General features: G+C 69.7%; 13 protein-coding genes. 4 read left to right on the plus strand and 9 right to left on the minus strand.

The features are described from left to right. Window positions 1-124 precede the first annotated feature (124 nt). Window positions 125-2,452, plus strand: a complete 2,328-nt coding sequence (locus tag DYE23_RS05135; RefSeq protein ID WP_115326687.1) for an esterase-like activity of phytase family protein — start codon at window positions 125-127, stop codon at window positions 2,450-2,452. Between the two features lie 77 nt (window positions 2,453-2,529). Here DYE23_RS05135 and DYE23_RS05140 read toward each other — a convergent pair whose 3' ends face one another. The 4 genes from DYE23_RS05140 to DYE23_RS05155 form a co-directional block, all read right to left on the minus strand. Continuing rightward, window positions 2,530-5,952 (minus strand): ATP-binding protein, encoded by a 3,423-nt coding sequence (locus tag DYE23_RS05140; RefSeq protein WP_115326688.1) that lies wholly within the window; start codon window positions 5,950-5,952, stop codon window positions 2,530-2,532. Next, complete coding sequence (locus DYE23_RS05145) at window positions 5,945-6,634, minus strand: DUF4194 domain-containing protein (RefSeq protein ID WP_013472784.1); 690 nt, start codon at window positions 6,632-6,634, stop codon at window positions 5,945-5,947. The genes DYE23_RS05140 and DYE23_RS05145 overlap by 8 nt, the downstream gene beginning before the upstream one ends. Further along, window positions 6,631-8,067 (minus strand): DUF3375 domain-containing protein, encoded by a 1,437-nt coding sequence (locus tag DYE23_RS05150; protein ID WP_099962521.1) that lies wholly within the window; start codon window positions 8,065-8,067, stop codon window positions 6,631-6,633. The genes DYE23_RS05145 and DYE23_RS05150 overlap by 4 nt, the downstream gene beginning before the upstream one ends. 201 nt (window positions 8,068-8,268) lie before the next feature. After that, window positions 8,269-9,222 (minus strand): NAD(P)H-dependent flavin oxidoreductase, encoded by a 954-nt coding sequence (locus DYE23_RS05155; RefSeq protein WP_115328871.1) that lies wholly within the window; start codon window positions 9,220-9,222, stop codon window positions 8,269-8,271. Window positions 9,223-9,261: 39 nt separating this feature from the next. Between DYE23_RS05155 and DYE23_RS05160 the strand changes: the two genes are divergently transcribed. Continuing rightward, entirely contained in the window at window positions 9,262-10,005 is a 744-nt protein-coding gene (locus DYE23_RS05160) for an alpha/beta fold hydrolase (RefSeq protein WP_115326689.1), read from the plus strand. A gap of 13 nt (window positions 10,006-10,018) precedes the next feature. On the opposite strand, the gene DYE23_RS05165 is transcribed toward DYE23_RS05160, so the two are convergent. From DYE23_RS05165 to DYE23_RS05180, 5 genes are all read right to left on the minus strand, one after another. Then, window positions 10,019-10,927 (minus strand): quinone oxidoreductase family protein, encoded by a 909-nt coding sequence (locus DYE23_RS05165; protein ID WP_115326690.1) that lies wholly within the window; start codon window positions 10,925-10,927, stop codon window positions 10,019-10,021. Window positions 10,928-11,022: 95 nt separating this feature from the next. Beyond that, entirely contained in the window at window positions 11,023-11,187 is a 165-nt protein-coding gene (locus DYE23_RS30780) for a hypothetical protein (protein WP_013472780.1), read from the minus strand. 297 nt (window positions 11,188-11,484) lie between these two features. Beyond that, entirely contained in the window at window positions 11,485-12,498 is a 1,014-nt protein-coding gene (locus tag DYE23_RS05170; protein ID WP_115326691.1) for a threonine aldolase family protein, read from the minus strand. Window positions 12,499-12,575: 77 nt separating this feature from the next. After that, window positions 12,576-14,915 (minus strand): AAA family ATPase, encoded by a 2,340-nt coding sequence (locus tag DYE23_RS05175; protein WP_115328872.1) that lies wholly within the window; start codon window positions 14,913-14,915, stop codon window positions 12,576-12,578. Beyond that, window positions 14,912-15,595 (minus strand): TVP38/TMEM64 family protein, encoded by a 684-nt coding sequence (locus DYE23_RS05180; protein ID WP_115326692.1) that lies wholly within the window; start codon window positions 15,593-15,595, stop codon window positions 14,912-14,914. Before DYE23_RS05180 ends, DYE23_RS05175 begins: the two co-directional genes overlap by 4 nt. 39 nt (window positions 15,596-15,634) lie before the next feature. On the opposite strand from DYE23_RS05180, the gene DYE23_RS05185 reads away from it, so the two are divergent. Together DYE23_RS05185 and DYE23_RS05190 are read left to right on the plus strand one after the other, a co-directional pair. After that, entirely contained in the window at window positions 15,635-16,255 is a 621-nt protein-coding gene (locus DYE23_RS05185; RefSeq protein WP_115326693.1) for a hypothetical protein, read from the plus strand. Beyond that, entirely contained in the window at window positions 16,255-19,350 is a 3,096-nt protein-coding gene (locus tag DYE23_RS05190) for a helicase HerA domain-containing protein (protein ID WP_115326694.1), read from the plus strand. The genes DYE23_RS05185 and DYE23_RS05190 overlap by 1 nt, the downstream gene beginning before the upstream one ends. The last annotated feature ends 34 nt before the right edge of the window (window positions 19,351-19,384 follow it).

Raw genomic sequence — 19,384 nt, forward strand, 5'->3', positions numbered from 1 at the left:
GTGCAGACCCGCGCGCTCGGCCGGCTACCGAGCCGTCATCTGACATTCACGTGGTGATCGTGATCCGGTCACCTCGGCGCGCCAAGCTCAGCCGTCCCGCGACCACAACTGAAGAGGGTGACGGATGGCTGTCCACTGGACACCGAACTGGACGTGCGCGACGGCGACCGGCCTGACCGCGACACTGCTGCTGGCGGGGTGCTCCCGCGGTCCGGACGACGAGGGTGCGACGCCGATCCGCGAACGGGCGACGGCAGCCGTCGACTTCACCCTCCCCGACGCGCAGCGCTACCACCGCCTCGCCACCTACCCGGTGCACCTGAACAAGCCGGCCACTGACCCCGTCGACGCCGAGACCGTCGCCGAGATCTCCACCGTCACCCCGGACGGCAACACCGTGATCTACACTGATGCCGCCGGCAAGCGCATCGGCTTCCTCGACATCCGCGACCCCGCCAATCCCGTTGGGCTGGGCACACTCTCGCTGGCTGAACTCGGCCACGCCGACGACCAGCCCACCTCCGTCGCTGCCGTTGGCGAGTACGTGCTGGTCGTCGTCGACACCACCGGCGGCGACTTCGCGAACCCGTCCGGCCGGGTCGACGTCGTCCGGGTGGCCGACCGCACCCGCGTGCACAGCGTCGACCTCGGCGGCCAGCCCGACTCGATCGCCGTCGCGCACGACGGTTCGTTCGCCGCGATCGCGATCGAGAACCAGCGCGACGAGGAGTTCACCCCGCCCGGCGCCGAAGAAGGCGACCTGCCGCAGCCGCCGACCGGGTTCGTGCAGCTGCTCGACCTCGCGGGCGCACCCGACACCTGGGTACCCCGGCGGGTCGACTTCGACGTCGACGCCGCCCGTGCGGCGGGCCTGGACACCCCCGAGGACCTGGAGCCCGAGTACGTCAGTGTGAACGCTCGCGGCCAGGTCGCGGTGACGCTGCAGGAGAACAACGGCATCGCGATCATCGACGGCCGCACCGGCGCAGTGCAGAAGATCTTCAGTGCCGGAACGGAATCCGTCACCGGGATAGACACCGCCGAGGACGGCCGGGTCGAGCAGACCGGTTCGATCACCGACACCCCGCGCGAACCCGACGCCATCGGCTGGATCGACGACACCCACGTCGCCACCGCCAACGAAGGCGACTGGAAGGGCGGTACCCGCGGCTGGAGCATCTTCGACGCCGGCACCGGCGAGGTGGTCTGGGACGCCGGCAACAGCGTTGAACAGCTGGCGGTCCGGACCGGTCTGCACATCGAAAGTCGCGCCGAGTCCAAGGGTCCCGAACCCGAAGGTTTGGCGATCACCGAGATCGGCGGCCGTCCCGTCGCACTCGTGGCGTCCGAGCGGAGCAATTTCGTCGCCGTCTACGACGTCAGCGACGCCACCAACCCGCAGTTCCGGCAAATGCTGCCGGCCACACCCGGCCCCGAGGGCATCCTGCCCGTCCCGGCGCGCGACCTGCTCGTCATCTCCTCGGAGAGCGATGACGCCGAGGCACGGGTCCGCGCCACGGTCACCGTCTACGGCTTCGGCGAGCGCTACGCCGGGGCTCCGCCATTCCCGTCGATCGTGTCCGGTGACGTGGACGGCACCCCTATCGCGTGGGGTGCGCTCGGTGCGCTGAGCGCCGATCCGGCCGACGAGAACCGGCTCTACACCGCGCCCGACGTCGCCTACGGACCCTCGCGCATTCTCGGCGTCGACCTCACCCAGACCCCGGCGCTGATCGACACCGAGCTGCCCGTCACCGAGGCCGGTGAAGCGGTCACCCTCGACGTCGAGGGCGTCGCGGCGCGTCCCGACGGCGGGTTCGTGCTCGCCGTCGAGGGCGAGGAAGGCCCGGGCAACCAGCTGGTGTTCGTCGGTGCCGACGGGGCGATCGAGCGCCGGGTGTCGTTGCCTTCCGAGGTCGCCGCCGGACTCGGTGGGCAGGGATTCGAAGGCGTCGCGCTCGACGGGGACGCGGTGTGGGTCGCGGTGCAGCGGGAGGTGAAGACCGATCCGAGCGGAGTGGCCCGCCTCGGCCGCTACTTGCCGGACTCCGACACCTGGGAGTGGTTCGGCTATCCGCTGGAGTCGACCGACGTCGACGGCGACTGGATCGGACTGTCCGAGATCCAGGTGCACGACGGCGCACTGTTGGTGCTGGAGCGCGACAAGCTGAACGGGCCCGACGCCCGGGTGAAGGCGATCTACCGGGTGGCGCTGCCGACCGGTGCCGGGGCGACGGGTGCTGCGGCGCCGCCGCTGTTGCCGAAAGCGCTTGCCCGCGATCTGCTTCCGGACCTGCAGGCCACCCGCGGCTACACCCAGGAGAAGGTCGAGGGCTTTGCGATCGCCGGCAACGGGTCGCTCTATGTGGTGACCGACAACGACGGACTCGACGACGCCAACGGCGAGACGGTGTTCCTCGACCTCGGACCGGCAGGCGACGCGCTGCGGTAGCCCGCGAGCGCGCGGCGCTGCACGGCCCGACACGGAGTGTCGCCGTGCAGACGCGCGCGCTCGGCCGGCACGCTGAGTCAGACGCCCGCCGGGACCTTCGCCTCGGCGCGCATCGCGTGCCGCAGATCGGTGAACTCCGAGATGGTGCGGGTCGACACCGTCGCGACGGGGCGGGCGTTGCGTCCCGTCGCCTCGGTCTTGGACACCATCACCACGCTGTCGATGTAGGGCTGGATGGTCGTCGCGTTCTGCACGGTCGCGACGATCACCAGCTGGAACCCGAACTTGCGGAACGCCTGCAGCGCCTGCTGGGCGAACTGCGGGTCCGACTTCGAGAACGCCTCGTCGAGCATCAACTGCGCGAAAACCGGTCTGTTGTCCGAACTCTCGGGGGCCGCGAGGTTGAAGCTGAGCGCACCGGCGAGGCAGAACGCCATCAGCTTCTCCTGCTCGCCGCCGGAGTTGTCGCCGGCGTTGCTGTGCGTGCGGATCAACTCCTCGGTCGCCACATCCCATTCGGCGCAGTCGAACGTGAACCGGTTGCGCACATCGAGCGCGTCGCGCGTCCACGCCTTGTCCTCCGGCGCCGTCGACGCCAGCCGGTTGCGCAGCCGCAGGATGTCGGCGTACTGGTCCAGGATCGCCTGCTTGTCGCCGAGCCCGACCTCGGCGATGCGCCGCGAGATCGCCCGCACGATCTCGGTCAGCTCCGACACCGCCGTCAGGCTGCGCGGCGTCGCGCGCAGCGTCAGGCGGGTGCCGCGGTTGAACTCCACCGCCCCCAAACCCGTGTTGACACGGTCGATCTGGTCGCTGATCCGCCGCGCCTCCTGCTCGGCGACCCGGTGCAGCGTCAGGATCGCATCCGGTGCCTGCTCGGTGACCAGCCGCATCATCCGCTCGTAGGCCTCCGGCAGCTCGCGCTCGTCGATGTGACGGCACAGCGCGACGTAGTCGTGGACCCGCTCGTCGAAGTTCTCGGAGTCGTTCGGGATCGCGTCGGGGAACGACGTGTCGAAGGTATTGAGAATGCGGGCCAGTTCGTCATACGAGCGGCGGCGGCTCTCGCGCAGCTGCTCGCGCTCCTTCTTGATCGCGTTGAACAGCGCGTCGCGATGCGGTTCGGGCTCAAGGAGTTCCAGGCTGACCGGCAGCTGTCCGGCGTACCGGTGCAGCAGCTCGGTCAGCGGCTCCGACACGAACGCGGGCTGGAGCCGTTCGGCGAGTTCCAGCAGCCGGGTCCTGCGGTCGTCGAGCGCGTCGCGCCGGGTCTGGACCGCGCCGCGTCGCGTCATCAACTTCTGGATCTGCGACCAGCATTCGTCGGCGCGCGCATTGAGCGCCTCGATGTCGGGATGCTCGGCCAGCAGCAGCTCGTACTGCTCGCGCAGCCGGTCGGCGTGCCCGTCGGCGGTCTCGGTGTCGATCTGGCTCCACTGCGGGTACTGCTCGCAGATCGCCTTGCACGCCGCGGCCCGGTCACGCCACTGCTGGCGCTGCGCGGCGATGTCGTCGGCGACGCGGCGCGCCTTCTGGTAAGCCTCCTCGGCCGCCGCGAGATCGACGGTCAGCGCGTTGATCTTGGCCGACACGTCGCCCTGGTACAGATACTCGGACTGCTTGAGCGGGCGCCGGTCGTCCTTGATCGCCAGCCGGTCGGAATCCTTGTACAGGCCGGTGTCGGTGACCGCGCGGCGGAACCGGGCGAACACCTCGGGGGTGTCGACACAGATGTGGTCACCCGCGGCGGTCACGACGTCGACGGCCTCGGCCGCACACGGGTGCTCCGGATCGACCGCGAACAGCTTACCCGCCAACGTGTTCGGTTCCGGATCGACCGGGGTGGCGCCGAGGAACTTCGCGCGCACATGGTGCAGCTGCAGCCGTCCGCGCATATTGGTCTCGTTGACGAAGCGCAGCACCTCCGTCCAGTGCTGGTCGGGCACCATCAACCGCAAGCCGACCCCGCGCAGCACCTTCTCCACCGCGGTGCGCCAACGGGTCTGTTCGGCCTTGAGGTCCATCAGCTCGGCGACATACGGCAGGTCGGTGGCGTCCACCCCGACCGCCGCGCAGATCTGATCGCGCATCGTCAGCGCGAACTCGGGCAGCGCGGAGCCGACGTGCTCGACGCGTTTGAGTTCCTTGGCGGCCTCGTCGCGGACGAGCCGGGCGGACTTCTGCGCGTACTCCGCGTCGGTGGACGCCTCCCGGTTGCGTTCGACCTTGGCGAGCAGATCGGTGGCCTGCGCGAGAAGTTCCTCGCGCAGGTTCCAGAACGCGTCGGCGGTCTCCGGCGCGTCGAGACCCTGCGCGGCGAGCAAGTCCTCGTAGGCGTTGCGGCGCCGCGACACCTGCTCGGCCTCGGTCTCGGCGGCGGTCACCTGCGACTGCAGCGGACCGATGCTCGCACTCGAGCCGCTGATCTGCGCGTTGAGTGAATCTGCTTCCGCCTTGGCCAGATTCAGGCTCCGCGTGATGTCCTCGTGCTCGTTGTCGAGCTGATCGATGGTGGTGTCGAGCTGGCTGACCTGGGCCGGGCACTGGGCCAGCCGGACGTGGTCGGTGTAGGCCCGCACCATCGGCAGATCCACCAGGTCGATGATGCCCAGATCGGTGGACTCCGAGGCATACCGCTGCTGGATCTTCTCGATGTCACCGAGGATCTTGCGCTTCTTCTGCGCGACCGCGAGCAACTCGCGGGCTTCCACCAGCGGGTCGATCTGCTTGAGTGCCTCCGGCAGCCGGGTCACGCTCTCGGGTTCGTCGAGCATGAACTCCCGGACGAACTGCTCCAGCCCGCCAACGCTTTTCAGCGACTTCGCCTTGCCGAGCAGCTGCTGGGCCGCGTCCGAGGCGCGGATGCCGATGGTCGCATACAGCTGCGCCAGATACTGCGACTCGACCTTGGTCGTGAACCGCCAGCCTTGACTTCTCCCGTCGCTGCGCTCGCCCCGGTGACTTCTCCCGTCGCTCCGCTCGCCCTGGCCTTCCTTGAACACCCCGGTGTCGAAACGTCCTGCCGCCCAACGGTTGCAGACGTCCTCGATGTCGAGGTCACCGTCGCCGAGCACGAAGCGGCTCGACGAATCGTTGCGCGATTCGCCCGTCAGCCACTTCAGCACCAGGCCCGTCACGGTGCGTCCGGAATCGCTGGAGTAGGTGACCGCCACCGCCGACCAGGCGGTGCCGTCACCGCGCAGGTACATCACCCGGCTCGTGCCGCCGTCGCTGCGCTGCCCCCACGCACCGCGCACATACTTGTCGACGGTGCGCCGGCCCGCGCTCGACCCCGCGGCGGTGTTGTCGCCCGAGGCGTTGAAGTTACGCCGGTTGAACGGCAGGAAGCCCAGCGAGATCGCATCCAGCAGAGACGATTTGCCGCTGCCGGAGGCGCCGGCGATCAGCGCGCCGCCTTCACTGAACGGGATGTCGTGATAGCCGTCGAAGACACCCCAGTTGATGACCTGCAGCCGGGACAGGTGGAATTGCTCAGTCAAGATCGGTCTCTGCTTCCGCGGTCGCGCCGTTGATCAACAGTTCGAACTGCTGCTGCAATTCGCTGATCACGCTGGCCGTCATCACTGCCGTGATCACGGGGGAAATGGTGTAGCTGTCCTCGTCGTCGCGGCTCTTGCGCAGGATCTCCAGACCCGCGAGACGCGCGATCGCGGCATCGATGCGGCCCGCGAACGTGACCGCGTCGCGGTCGGTGTCGTTGAGCACGCCGGAGAAGAGCCCGTGCATCTCCTCGCGGCTGATCAACACGCTCTGCCCGCCCGCGGCGCGCATCATCTGCGCCAGGTGCAGCGCAAGGATCGAGTCGTAGGTGCCCAGCGGCTCGCGGCGCAGAAGCTTGATGCCCTTGGCGGATTCGTAGCGGGCCTGCTCGACGAACGCGACGTCGGTTCCGTCCACCACCCGCAGGATCAGGTCCAGCTCCGACAGCCGCGTCGAGAGCTGACTTCGGTACTCCAGAACCCACGCGTAGATGTCGGCGTCGGACTCGGCGCTGATGTAGCGGCGCGTCAGCAGATGTTGCAAGGCCCAGCAGGCCCGATCGGGTAGCTCGGAGACGTCGCCGTCGAAACGCGGCCGCCGCTGGTGCGGCGGTCGGGCGGTCTGGTCGACCTCGGGCAGCGCGGAGAACGCCGCGAAATCGGCTTCGGATTCGGTGGTCACTGCGCAACTCCGACACTGATCGGTTCGGTGAACATCAAACGGGGAACGGCCATTTCGCGATCCTTGCCGTCGAGCGAGCGGAACCGGACGGTCGCCGACCCGGGGGATGCCTCGTTGGGTTGTTTGAGCGCCCACGACCACAGCACGATCACGTGACCGAGGTAGGCGTTATCGACCATCGCCACCGCCTCGGGCAGGGACACCGCCCCGCGCGCGACCGCGGAGTTGAGCATGTCCGACATCGCGGGCGCATCGACCTGGGTGGTCAGTGCCGCGAAGCTGGCGAGATCCACGTCGCCCTCGGCGGGTTTCGCCGGCTTCGGGTTGGACAGGTCGCCGATCTTGAAGCTCAGCGCGCCGACGGAGCTGATCGCATGGCGGGCCAGCGGGAGTTCGAGGTCCAGGCGTGAGTCGATGAGGCTGGACTTCAGCAGGTTGCGGGCTGCGCCGATGGCCTCGTTGAGCTGACGCGCCACACCGCGGCTCTGCTCCAGCGTGCCGAACGCGGTGAACCGTTTGACCCGCTGTGCGCACCGCTGCTGGATGCGCTCGACCTCGTCGATCTGATGGCCGACGAGCTCGAAGAACCCGGCCATCACCTTGCGCAGCGCGGGGTCCAGCGCGGGCAGCGCATCGGCGACCGCGGCCACGTCGGCCTCGAACTCGGCGCGCTGGTCGGGGTCGTTGATCATCCGCAGGAACGCGCGGTGGCTGTCGCGGCCCTGCGAATCCCAGGCGGCCTGGTAGTCGGCGTACATCTGGCGCTGCCGGTCGCGGTAGGCGACATTGCTGTCGATCGGCTCGTCGAGCGCCGCGGTGGCCTGCTCGATCATCGAGCCGTACTGGCCGATGTCGGTGATGAGGCGTTCCATCTGCATCGCGATCGCCCGCGCCTCGTCGTAGGCGTCGGTCACATCGGGCTCCGGCCGCGCACCGTTGTCGAGCTCGTCGAGCTCCTCGTGCAGTGCGGCGATCTCGGCTTCGATGCTCTTGCGGATGCGCGCGGGGTCGTTGCCGACGCGGATCGCGACCTGCTTGAGCCGCGACGCGATGCCGTTGATGGAACCACCCGTGGCGAGGGTGTCCTGGCGGCGCATCCCGCGCAGGAAGTCCAGCGCTCGGCGCGCGTCCTGCGTCAGATAGCAGACGTTCTGATCGCTGCGGGGATCGACGATGCGGTGCAGCCAGCCCTGGGCGGCCCACGACTTGATCAGCGCGAGGCCGGACTGCGGATCGCCGAGGTCGTCGAGGTCGCGCTCGAGGCGCACCACCAGCTCGGTCTCGGGGACCACGCCGTCGGCGCAGTGGCGTTCCATCAGCGTCGCGTAGAGGCTCAGGTTGGTGGCGGCCAGCAGTCGGATCGCACGGGAACTCTGCAGCTCACGGTTGCGCTCGAGCAGGTCGGCGGCCGACAGTGTCGCGTTGTCGTCCACCGGGCTCCTGTTCTGTGTGTCGTCGCGTCCGTGCGGTCGCCGGAGGCCCCAACATAGGGCACGCCGGCGCCCCGGCTTCGGTGCGGGAGGGGAGTGTCGCGGGGTTTCCCGGCAAGCCTGTGACGCATGTGACCAGCGGGATTGCAGTGCGTTCTGGGGTTTCGCGAAACCGCCGCCACGGTAGTGGTGCGGGCGAGATCACTACCGTGTGGGCGGTCTCGCGAGGAGGCGGCGGGCGTCGTCGCACAGTCGGGCGATCACCACGGCCGCCGGCTCGACGGCGGTGATGTCGTCGACACCCTGACCGGCGTTGACCGGCGCCACCCGGAAGTCGTCGTCGGCGATCGCCTCGGCCAGCCGGGCGCGCGCGTCGTCGTCCGGGGTCCGGCCGTCCCAGGCGGCGGTGAACGCGTTGCGCAGCACGCGCTCGGGGAAGTGCGCGGGCCACGGGTAGCCCAGCGCGACGTCGAACACCCGGGTGGTCAGGGTGTCGGTCGCGTCGGCGGTGAGCAGCGCCCGGCGCGCCTCGTCGGGAAACAGCGACTCGGGGCACGTCGCGAACGCGGTCCCGATCCACGCCCCCGCCGCACCGGCTGCCAGCACCGCCGCCAGCGCGCGTCCGGACGCGATTCCGCCCGCCGCGAGCACCGGCACCTCGACGCGGTCGAGGATCGCGGTCAGCAACGGCAGCGTGGCGACGGCGGGGGTGCCGTGCCCGCCGGCTTCGGCGCCGCGGGCGACCAGCACCTGCACCCCGGCGTCGACAGCGCGCAGCGCGGCCTCCACGTCGGCGACCTGCGTCACCGACACGCACCCGGCGTCGCGGGCGCGCGCCACCCAGTCCCACTCCGTGCCGAAGCTGACCGACAGCACCGTCGGACGCGCGTCCAGCGCGGTCGTCAGCAGTTCGGGCTCCTTGCGGATCACCCAGTCGATCACGCCGATACCGAAGGGCCGCTTGAGTTCTCCGAGTTCGGCCAGCTGGGCGCGGAGTTGCGCGGCGGACGCGGAGCTGCCCATGCCGACCATCCCGAGACCGCCGGCGCGGCTGACCGCCGCCGCCAGCGTCCCGCCCGCGGCTCCGCCCATCGGCGCGTTCACGATCGGGACGTCGAGGCCCAGCTCGGCCGACCACGGTGTCGATAAGGTGTCCATCTCGCCGGCCATTATCGTCGCCCGTGCCAGGATGAGGTCATGACGGTCGTCTTCGTGCACGGTAACCCCGAAACCGCGGCGATCTGGGGTCCGCTGACCGCGGTGCTCGGAAGCGATGACGTCGTGCTGCTCTCACCGCCCGGATTCGGTGCGCCGCTGCCCGACGGCTTCGGGGCGACGTTCGTCGAATACCGCGACTGGCTCGAAGCCGAACTGGAACAGATCGACGGGCCCATCGACCTGGTGGGTCACGACTGGGGCGGCGGGCACGTCGTCAACGCGGTGATGCACCGTCCCGAACTGGTCCGCAGCTGGGCCTCCGACGTCGTCGGCCTGTTCGACCCCGACTATCAGTGGCACGACATGGCGCAGGTGTGGCAGACGCCCGGCGCGGGTGAGGAACTCATCGCGAACATGATGGGCGGCGGCCTCGAAGCGCGCACGGAACTCATGTCCTCCCTTGGCATTCCGGTCGATATCGCGGCCGCCATCGCCGAGCAGCAGAACGACGACATGGGCAGGGCGATCCTCGCGCTGTACCGGTCGGCGACCCAACCGGCGATGGCCGAGGCCGGACGGTCGCTGGAGGCGGCCGCCGCGCGCCCCGGACTGTCGCTGATGGCCACCGAGGATCCCTATGTCGGGGTCAACGACAACCGCCGCCGCGCGGCCGACCGGGCCGGGGCGCGCACCACCGTGCTCGATGGACTCGGGCACTGGTGGATGGTCGAGGACCCGCAGCGGGGCGCGGCCGCGCTGACCGAGTTCTGGGACAGCCTGTAGCGCCCGGCGCGTACTACGGCGCGATACCGATCTTGACGTGCGGGCTGTCAGCCTGTGCGTCCCAAGCCTTTTCGGCGTCGTCGAGGCTGTAGCGGGTGGTCTCGACGGTGAGGCGCTTTTCCGAGGCCAACCCGACGAGTTCCGCGTACGCCTGGCGCATCACACTGGCCGGCAGCAGGTTGTTCATGTGCCCGACGTGGGTGCGGCCCATCAACTTCGCGAACGGGATCGCGGGGGTGCCTGCCCCCTGCCCGACGGTGATGAGCGTCGCCCCGACGGTCGTCGCGTCCAGTGCCGCGAGGAACGGATCACCGTAGATCAGGTCGACGACGACGTCGTAGCCGTCCTTCACCTCGGACTTCAGCGCGGCCGCGTCGTCGTCGGTGCCCAGTTGCACCACAGCGTCGGCACCCAGCTCCCGCGCCTTCTGCAGTGCGGCCGCGTCGCGGCCCGCGCCGACCACCCGGCCGGCGCCGAGGATCTTGGCCGCCTGGATCGCGATGTTGCCGACGATTCCGGTGGCGCCGAGGATCAGCACCGACTGGCCCGCGGAGACATCGGCGTGACGGGTCAACGGCAGCCAGGCGGCCAGCCCGGCGATGCCGAGCGCGACGGCGAGATCGTCGTCGACATCGTCGGGGACCTCGAAGGCCAGATCGGGATCCAACTGCGCGAGCTCGGCCCACGAGCCGAAAGGTGAGACCGGGGAATCGAAGTACACGCGGGTGCCGTCGGCGGTGCGGCCGATGCCCTCCTTGCCGACGACGCTCGGTATCACGGGGTCACCCATCTCCCCGGACGCCAGGGCGAGATCGACCGGGTTGCAGCCGGCCAGGCTGACCCGCACCACGTCCCGGGTGGGTTCGTCGAATTCTCTGACCGTCGGCGCCTGTCCCACCGCTTCCAACACCGCTGCGCGCATGGCAGTCCTTCCGATTCGTCGGTGCCGTGCGGCTTACCCGAGGGGGTCCGATCGAAACAACAGGACCTCGCGGCGACGGGCTGTGGGACTCTGGTTCAGGCCGCTCCGATCGTGGCCCTCTGGGGTGGGCCCGGGTCGGGCGTGGTCGCGGGCTCCGGTGGGGTTTCGGGAACGTCGTCGGGGACGAGCCGTTCCGGCACCTCCACCGGGGCGAGCCGTTCAGGGGGTTCGGTGGGCGCAGTGTTGCGGTGCGTGGTCATGGGAGACGCGTACCCGGGGTCGATGCCCGGCAACCGTCACGCACCGCCGCGGTCTCGTGGTCGATGACTTCGGTGGCGGCCCAGTGGCGAGGGCGGGCCGGGCTCGACGGGCTCGACGGGCGCAAAAAGATTGCGCGGAAACATATCTGGTGACAGGAGGGACTGTGCCTCACAGCGCCCTCCTTGCCCATGGGGTCACTATCGGCGCTGTCGTGCCGCGCCGAGCGTGCGGAGAATCCGTACGACACGCCGGTGGGGAGTGTGCAGGCACGCGCGCTCGCGGTGCCCCGACCCGGGCTACCTCGTCAACGCGGCCAGGGCGTCGTCGACCTCGGCCTCGGTGGTGGCCCAGGACGTCACGAACCGCACCACAGGCTCGTTGTGGTCAGGCTGGTGGACAAGATAGGCCCGCGTCAGGTGCCCGAGCGCGTCGCCGTCGATCCGCACGAACACCTCATTGGACTCCGCAGGCGACGCCAGCTGATACCCGAGGCCCTGCAGACCCGCGCTGAGGCGACGGGCCATCGCGTTGGCGTGTTCCGCGTTGCGCAGCCACAGACCGTCGGTGAACAGCGCGACGAATTGCGCCGCGATGAACCTGTGCTTGCTGGCCAGGTGGCCGATCTGCTTCTGCACCCAGTGGATCCCGTCGAAATGCTCGGGACGCCGCACCAGGATCGCATCACCGAACAGCAGGCCGTTCTTGGTGCCTCCGACGCTGACGATGTCGGCATCGGCGATCGCCTCCACCGGTGAGATACCCAGAGCAGCAACGGCATTGGCGATACGGGCGCCGTCGACGTGGACGAGCAGGCCCAGCGCGTGAGCGTGGTCGACGAACTCCGCGATCGCGTCGGCCGTCCAGACGCGGCCGCTCTCCGTCGACTGCGTGATCGACACGATCCGCGGCTGAGAATGATGCACGGCGCCGCGTCCGCGCACCCTGCGCTCAAGGTCCTCCGGTGCGATGACGCCGTCGACGCTGGGCAGCCGGGTCAGCTGTGCGCCCGAGAGCCGAACCGGGCCGCCGGCCTCGTCGACCAGGACATGCGCGACGTCGCTGCAGAAGATCTCATGCCAGGGCCGGGTCGCCGACGCGAGGGCGATGGTGTTGGCCGCCGTGCCGGTGAACGCGAACAACACGTCGGCCCCGGGCGAGTCGAACGCCGTCCGGATCGCGTCGGCGGCCTGCGCGGTGACGGCGTCGTCGCCGTAGGACGGGGCGGACCCGTCGTTGGCGTGGTGCAGGGCGTCGAGGACCGACGGATGCGCGGGGGCGGCGTTGTCGGAGGCGAAGGCGGCGGACGGCACGCTGCCATTGTGCGCCCAGCGTGAAGCCAGGGCTGTGGATGGGGCGTTGATCGAAGCCCGGAATGATATTTCGCGGGTCAGGGTCCGTGCGCGGCGAGCCAGGCGAAGAAGTCGTCGGCGCACAGCACCGGCTTGCCGTACTCCAGCGCCTTGCGGGCCTTACCCGACTGCGTGCCCGCCTCCGCGGTCACCAGCACGTCGCAGCGGGTCTTCGTCACCGACTTCACCGGTACCAGACCCGCGGCGGTGGCCAGGCGTTCCATCTCATCGCGTTCAACCACCCGGCCGTCGGGATCCTGCGCCGTGCCGGTGAAACAGATGCGTGCGCCCGGGGCCAGGATCCCGTCGACATCAGGACGATCCAGAAGTTCGGTGCCCGAGAGTATTTCGACGCCGAGCAGCTCCTCGGCGGCGTGCAGGCGGGACAGCACCTCGTCGGTCAGCTGCACGCGGTTCGCCGCGACGCGCAGCTGATCGGCGACCGACTGCCGGGCACCGGCCTCCCAGCCGGTCGCATCGTCGCGCGGCGGCGCGGTGCCGCCCAACAGCACCGACCCGACGTCGCGGCTGATCCGCAGCAGCGCCGACAGACCCGGCAGATGATCGGCCACCGGCGTCGGCACCGACGCATCACGGCTCACCAGAAGTCCTGACAGTTCAACGGTTTCGGGATCGTCGAACGTCGAGGAACCGTCCTCGGCGTCGGCGGCGCGGTGTGCCTGCAATGCGGAGCGGGCGCGTTCCAGCGCGGTACGGCCCTGCGCCCGCGTGCCGCGCACCTCGACACCCAGCGGCATCGGCGTCACGAAACCCAGCCGCTTCAGCTCGAAGTCCAGCAGGCCGAGCGTCTCGTCCACGCCGGGGCCCACCGGGGTGGCGCCGGCCAGCATCGGCGCGATCACCGCCCACGCCTCACGCAGTGTCGGTGCCAACAGCACATCGGACACCGTGATACCGAACGCCGTTCGCGCATCGGCCAGATCGCGCTGCGGGTTCACCAGCGTGGTGACCGCAGTGCCGTCGTCGAACGCCACCGCGAGCTCGACGGGCCGCGGACGTGACATCCGTCCCTCGTCGCCGACGGTCAGCATGCCGATCGCGCAGTACCGCCGAGCCCCGGCAGCGCCGGAGGAGGTCCGCAGATAGCGGGTGACACGACGATCGGTTTTCAAATCCTTCGGCAGCACAGGGCGTTTCAGCACCAGGCCGGCCAGCGAGGTGCAGCGGCTCAGCGCCACATACAGCTGACCCGTCGAGAACATACCCCCGGTCAGGTCGACGACCACCCGCTCCAGCGTCTGTCCCTGGCTCTTGTGGATCGTGATCGCCCACGCCAGCTTGAACGGCAACTGCGTATACGCGCCGACGACCTCACGACTCAGCGACGACCCCGACATCACCGGGCGCGTCACCTCCCACGTGAACGGGGAGACGTCCGCACTGGTGCCGTCGGGAAACTCGACCTCGACGACCGCGCCGTACCGGTCGTAGCCGACCCCGACGACGCGCGCGACGGTGCCGTTGACCCACCGGTTGCCCTGGTCGTTGTTCAGCATCATCACCTGCGCGCCGACCTTGAACCGCAGCGTCTCCTCGACCGGCGCCTCGAACATCGCCAGGTCACCGGAAGCCTTGGCGTGGTGGGTGAATTCCTCACCAGGAAGGCGTTCCAGCTGCTGTCGGTTGCGTGCGGTGACGAGCCGGTTCGTCGGGGCCAGCGTCAGCCAGAACTCGTCCTCGGGTGGTACGAAGTCCTTGTCGGCGCGCGCGTTGAGCTGCTCCTGGGCATGCCCGAGGAGCACACCCTCGCGAATCTCGTTGAGAATGGCCGTCATCCGGTCGTCACCGAGTTGGCGGAACACCGTCGTCAACGACACCGTCGGGAAGTCATCGCGGTGAAACGCGTTCGCGGAGAAGAAGTACGGCGTCCCATACGTCGTAGAAAAATAGGTGGCCTCGTCCTCGCGGACCACCGGCGGGAGCTGGTACAGATCGCCGACCAGCACGATCTGCACCCCGCCGAACGGGGTGCCCGGCTCGGGCCCGAAGCGTTCCAGCGCCGCGGCCACCATGTCGAACACGTCGGCGCGCACCATCGACGCCTCGTCGATGATCAGCGTCTGCAACGCCGCCAGCGTCTTGGTGAACCGCCCCGGGCGATACTCGCCGGAGCGGACGTCGTCGAGCGTCGTCGTCGAGCGGAGGCCGAACATGCGGTGGATCGTGTAGCCGTCGACGTTGAGCGCGGCGATCCCCGTCGGCGCGACCACCACCACGTTGCGGTCGGTGTCCGCCATGAAGCGACGGATCAGCGTCGACTTACCGGTGCCCGCCTTGCCCGTCAGGAACACGTGCCGTCCCCCGGCGAGCAGGGCCAGCGCCTCACGGAACTCCTCGGTGAGGACCAGCGCGGTCATTGCCGCGCCCGCCACCGCCGCCAGCCGCGGTGCGCGGCGAACGCGCCGATCACCGCGGTCACGCACCACACCGCTGCCGCCGCGAACGCCAACGGGGCCGAGAACTCCCCGATCGAGGACCCCACCACCGTGTACACGAACGCCCGCGGCATCGACCCGATGAACGCGCCCGCCGCCATCTGCCACAGCGGAACACCGAACGCGCCGAACGCGTAGGACGCCAGTGAATCGGAGATCCCGGGTACGAAGCGCTGCCCGACGACGGCCCACAGGCCGCCACGCTCGATGAGCCGGTCGACCTGCTCGGCACGGGACGCGCCGAGCAGCGTGCGGGCGCTCTGCCTACCCGCGCGCCGGCCCACGTAGGCCGAGATCAGCGCATTGACGACCGTCGCGCCGAGCGTGACGACGGTGCCCACCACCGGGCCGAACAGGAACCCGCTGCCCGCTGCCAACAACGGGCCCGGCACCAGCAGCGCGCCCAGCACCGCCGAGACACCCACATAGGTCAGCGGCGCCAGCGGGCCCGTCGACTCGATCAGATCCCGCACCGCCTCGACATCGATGACACGCGCGATCGCGGTGAGATAAAACAGCACCGCCAAAACCGCGACGACCAGCGCGAGCCGGACGAGCGCGCGCCGTTTCGAGGTTTCGGGGGCGTCGGTGGGGTCGGTCATGTCGAACGCAATCCTGCCGCACCCCGTTAAGTTGGCAACGTGAGTGTGACGGCGGGGGAGCTGACGGGGACCGAACGTGCGGTGCTGCTCGTCCTGATGGCCGCGTCGCGCCCGGTGCCGAATCGGGAACTGGCGGTCATGGGCCCTGCGCTGGACAAAACCGGCCGTGACAAGCTCAATCGCCTGGGCCTGATCGAATCCGAGCGCGTCGGAAGCAGGTTCGTCCACGAGCTCACCGACCGGGGCTGGCGACTGTGCCGGGAGCTGATCGACGCAGGTCCGCCGCCCCGCTCCACCGGTCCGGCAAAAACTCTGTACACCGTGCTGGGTGCACTCGGGCGATACCTGGACGGTGCGGGCCTGAGTCTGGCCGACGTGTTCGGAGCCTCGCACGGCGGCCCTGCGCGCACCGAGGACCGCATCCGGACGGTCTACACCCGCCTCGCGGGCCGGCCCGGGGGCTGGGTGTCGCTGACCGCGCTGCGGGCCGAGCTGGACGCCCCCCGCGCCGAGGTGGACGCCGCGCTGGCCGTGCTGCACCGCACCCCCGGGGTCAGCGTGATCCCGCAGGAGGACCAGAAGCTCCTGACCCCCGAGGACCGCGACGCCGCGGTGATCATCGGGGACCGCCCCAAGCATCTGATCGCGATCGAGGACTGATGGACACACTGCAGCGCGAGGCACTGGCCTCGCTGAGGCTGACGTGGGCGCCGACGTCGGACGACCTGTGGCGCCCGCAGGCCGCGACCCACGTCACCGGGCTCAACGAGCACGCTGTCGACGACGTCATGGACGCGTTCGGCGACGCGCTGCGCGACGAGGCCTCCTCCCCGATGGGGGTGGTGATCCGGGGATCGGCCGGGTCCGGCAAGACCCATTTGCTCGGTCAGGTCCGCGAGCGCGTCCAGGCCGGCGGGGGCTACTTTTTCGTCGTCGAACTCCTCGATGCGGCCAGTTTCTGGCAGTCGGTGCGCAGCGGTGTGCTGGAGAGCCTCGGCCGGCCGGGCACGCAGCGGGAGACCCAGCTCAAAGATCTGCTGTGGGAGCTGTCGTCGCTCGCGCACGTGTCGCGGGCCGACCGGCGCGCGATCATCGGCGACGACGACCTGGACGCCGAGACGCTGTACCGGTTCATCAAGGCGTTGTCCGGGGTGGCGAAAGAGACTGTGCGGCAATGCCATCAGGTGCTGCGCGCACTGGTGCTGCTCGCCTCCAACGACTTCATCGCCCACGACATCGGCGAGGGGTTCCTGCAGGGCAGCGACGAGTTCAGCATCGCCGAACGCGGGCCGTGGGGGCTGCGCTCGGCGCCGGAGTCGGCGCAGATGTGCGTCCGCGACATCGTGCGGCTGGTCGCGCTCGCCGGACCGGCGGTGCTCGCGGTGGACCAGATCGACACGCTGCTGGCGCAATCGCTGGCGGGCACCGATGGCGACGGCGTGCTCGAACAGGTCGCCCACGGGCTGATGGCGCTGCGCCAGACGACGCGGCGCACCGTTCCCGTGGTCGCGTGCCTTCCCGCGGTGTGGGAGCACATCCAGGACCGGGCCGCGGCCAGCGTTGCCGACCGGTTCCGCGTCACGGGCATGCTGACACCACTGCCCAGCGCAGACATCGGCCGCGCGATCCTGGAGCGGCGATTCGCGGCCAGTTACCGCGCCGTCGGGTTCGACCCGCCGTACCCGAGCTGGCCGCTGGCGCCGTCCGCTTTCGAGGAAGCACCGTCCTACACGCCGCGGCAGCTGCTGATCCGCGCCGACACCCACGTCCGGGAGTGCCTCAAACGGGGCGAGGTCGTCGAGCTGGCACACCTGCGCGCCGATGCGCAGCCCGACTGGGACACGGTTTCCACCAACGGGAGTGGCGCGGTGTCGACCGCACTGGACCGCCGGTTCGCCGAGTACCGGCGGCGCGCCGTGCCCGCGGCGGCCGTGGCGCACGACGGCGAGGACGTCACGGTGCCCGAGCTGCTGTCGGCCGCGCTGACGGCATGGATCGCCGAGCGGGACGGCGAAGCGACGTTCGTCTGCGATCCGCCACCCGGAACCCATGTGATGCTGCACGCGCGACTGCGCGAGACGCTGGACAGCGCGACCGACGACGAGCGGCACTGGGCGTTCCGGGCGGTCGCGGGGACCAATGCCAGCGCCGTGCTGAGCCGGGTGCGGAAAGCGTTGACCGCCAGTGGTTTCGGATCCGGTGGTGATCGCAGGAGGCTGTTTCTGCTACGGAACTCGCCGTGGCCGAGCGGGAAGAAGACGACCGAGGAGATCGAGCTGTTCCACTCGGCCGGCGGGCGCACGCTCCCGCTGTCGGACGACGACATCCGGACGATGACCGCGCTGCGGGACCTGTTCGCCGACGACGACCCCGAGCTTGCGGCGTGGCTGCGGGCGCGCCGCCCGGCCCACGGGCTGACGCTGCTGCGCGAGGCGCTCGGCGGCGACTCGGAGTCTGCCGAACCCGCGGCGCCCGAGCCGGAACCCGATCCCGAGGACGAGGTCGTCGCCGACTACGACGTCTCGGCCGACGAGATCCCGCTCGGATTGGATCTTCAGGACGAAAAGCCGGTGACAGTGCAGCTTTCGGCGTTGCGCAAACACGTCGCCATCTTCGCCGGGTCCGGGTCGGGCAAGACGGTGCTGATTCGCCGACTGGTCGAGGAGTGCGCGCTGCGCGGCGTCTCGTCCATCGTGCTCGACCCGAACAACGACCTGTCGCGGCTCGGCACCGCATGGCCGCAGACCCCGGCCGGGTGGCGCCGCGGCGACGACGCACGCGCCGACGACTATCTGACCAACACCGAGGTCACGGTCTGGACTCCGCGGCGCACCAACGGCAGACCGCTGGCGTTCGCCCCGCTGCCCGACTTTGCCGGTGTGCTCGACGATCCCGACGAGTTCACCGAAGCGGTGGAGGCCGCCTGCTCGGCGCTGGAACCGCAGGCGCTGATCACCGGGAAGACGCAGAAGGCCACCCGGTCGCGCGCTGTGCTGCGGGAAGCGTTGCAGCACTACGGGAAAACGGAGTCGCCGACGCTGGGCGGGTTCATCAGACTCCTGGCCGACCTGCCCGAGGACGTCAGCGACATCGCCGGGGCGCACGCGATCGCCGGCGATCTGTCGCAGAACCTGCGCGCGGCGATGGTCAACGACCCGATGTTCGGCGGCGCGGGAACCCCCGTCGACCCGGGAGTGCTGTTGACCCCGTCCGACGGATACCGGGCCCGGGTGTCGGTGATCAGCATGATCGGACTGCCGTCGGACGACCAGCGGCAGAGCTTCGTCAACCAGCTGCAGATGGCGTTGTTCGCCTGGATCAAGCGCAATCCCGCCGGCGACCGGCCGCTGGGCGGTCTCCTGGTGATGGACGAGGCCCAGAACTTCGCTCCGGCACGGGGATTCACCGCGTGTACGCGCAGCACGCTGGCTCTGTCGTCGCAGGCCCGCAAGTACGGGCTCGGCCTGGTGTTCGCCACCCAGGCGCCCAAGGGGCTGAACCTGAACATCCCGGGCAACGCCGCGACCCAGTTCTACGGACTGCTCAACGCGCCCGCACAGATCGAGACCGCACGCGAGATGGCCCGCGCCAAAGGCGGTCTGGTGGACGACATCAGCCGACTGCGTGCCGGCAACTTCTACGTCGCGACCGAGGGCGAATCGTTCCACCGCATCGTCGCGCCGTGGTGTCTGTCCCATCACCCCGCCAGCCCGCCGTCTGCCGAAGAGGTGCTGAACCTGGCGACTTCGGTGTAGTTGGTCACGCTGAGGTTGACGAACTACACCGAAA

Source organism: Mycolicibacterium gilvum, from assembly GCF_900454025.1.
Taxonomy (GTDB): domain Bacteria; phylum Actinomycetota; class Actinomycetes; order Mycobacteriales; family Mycobacteriaceae; genus Mycobacterium; species Mycobacterium gilvum.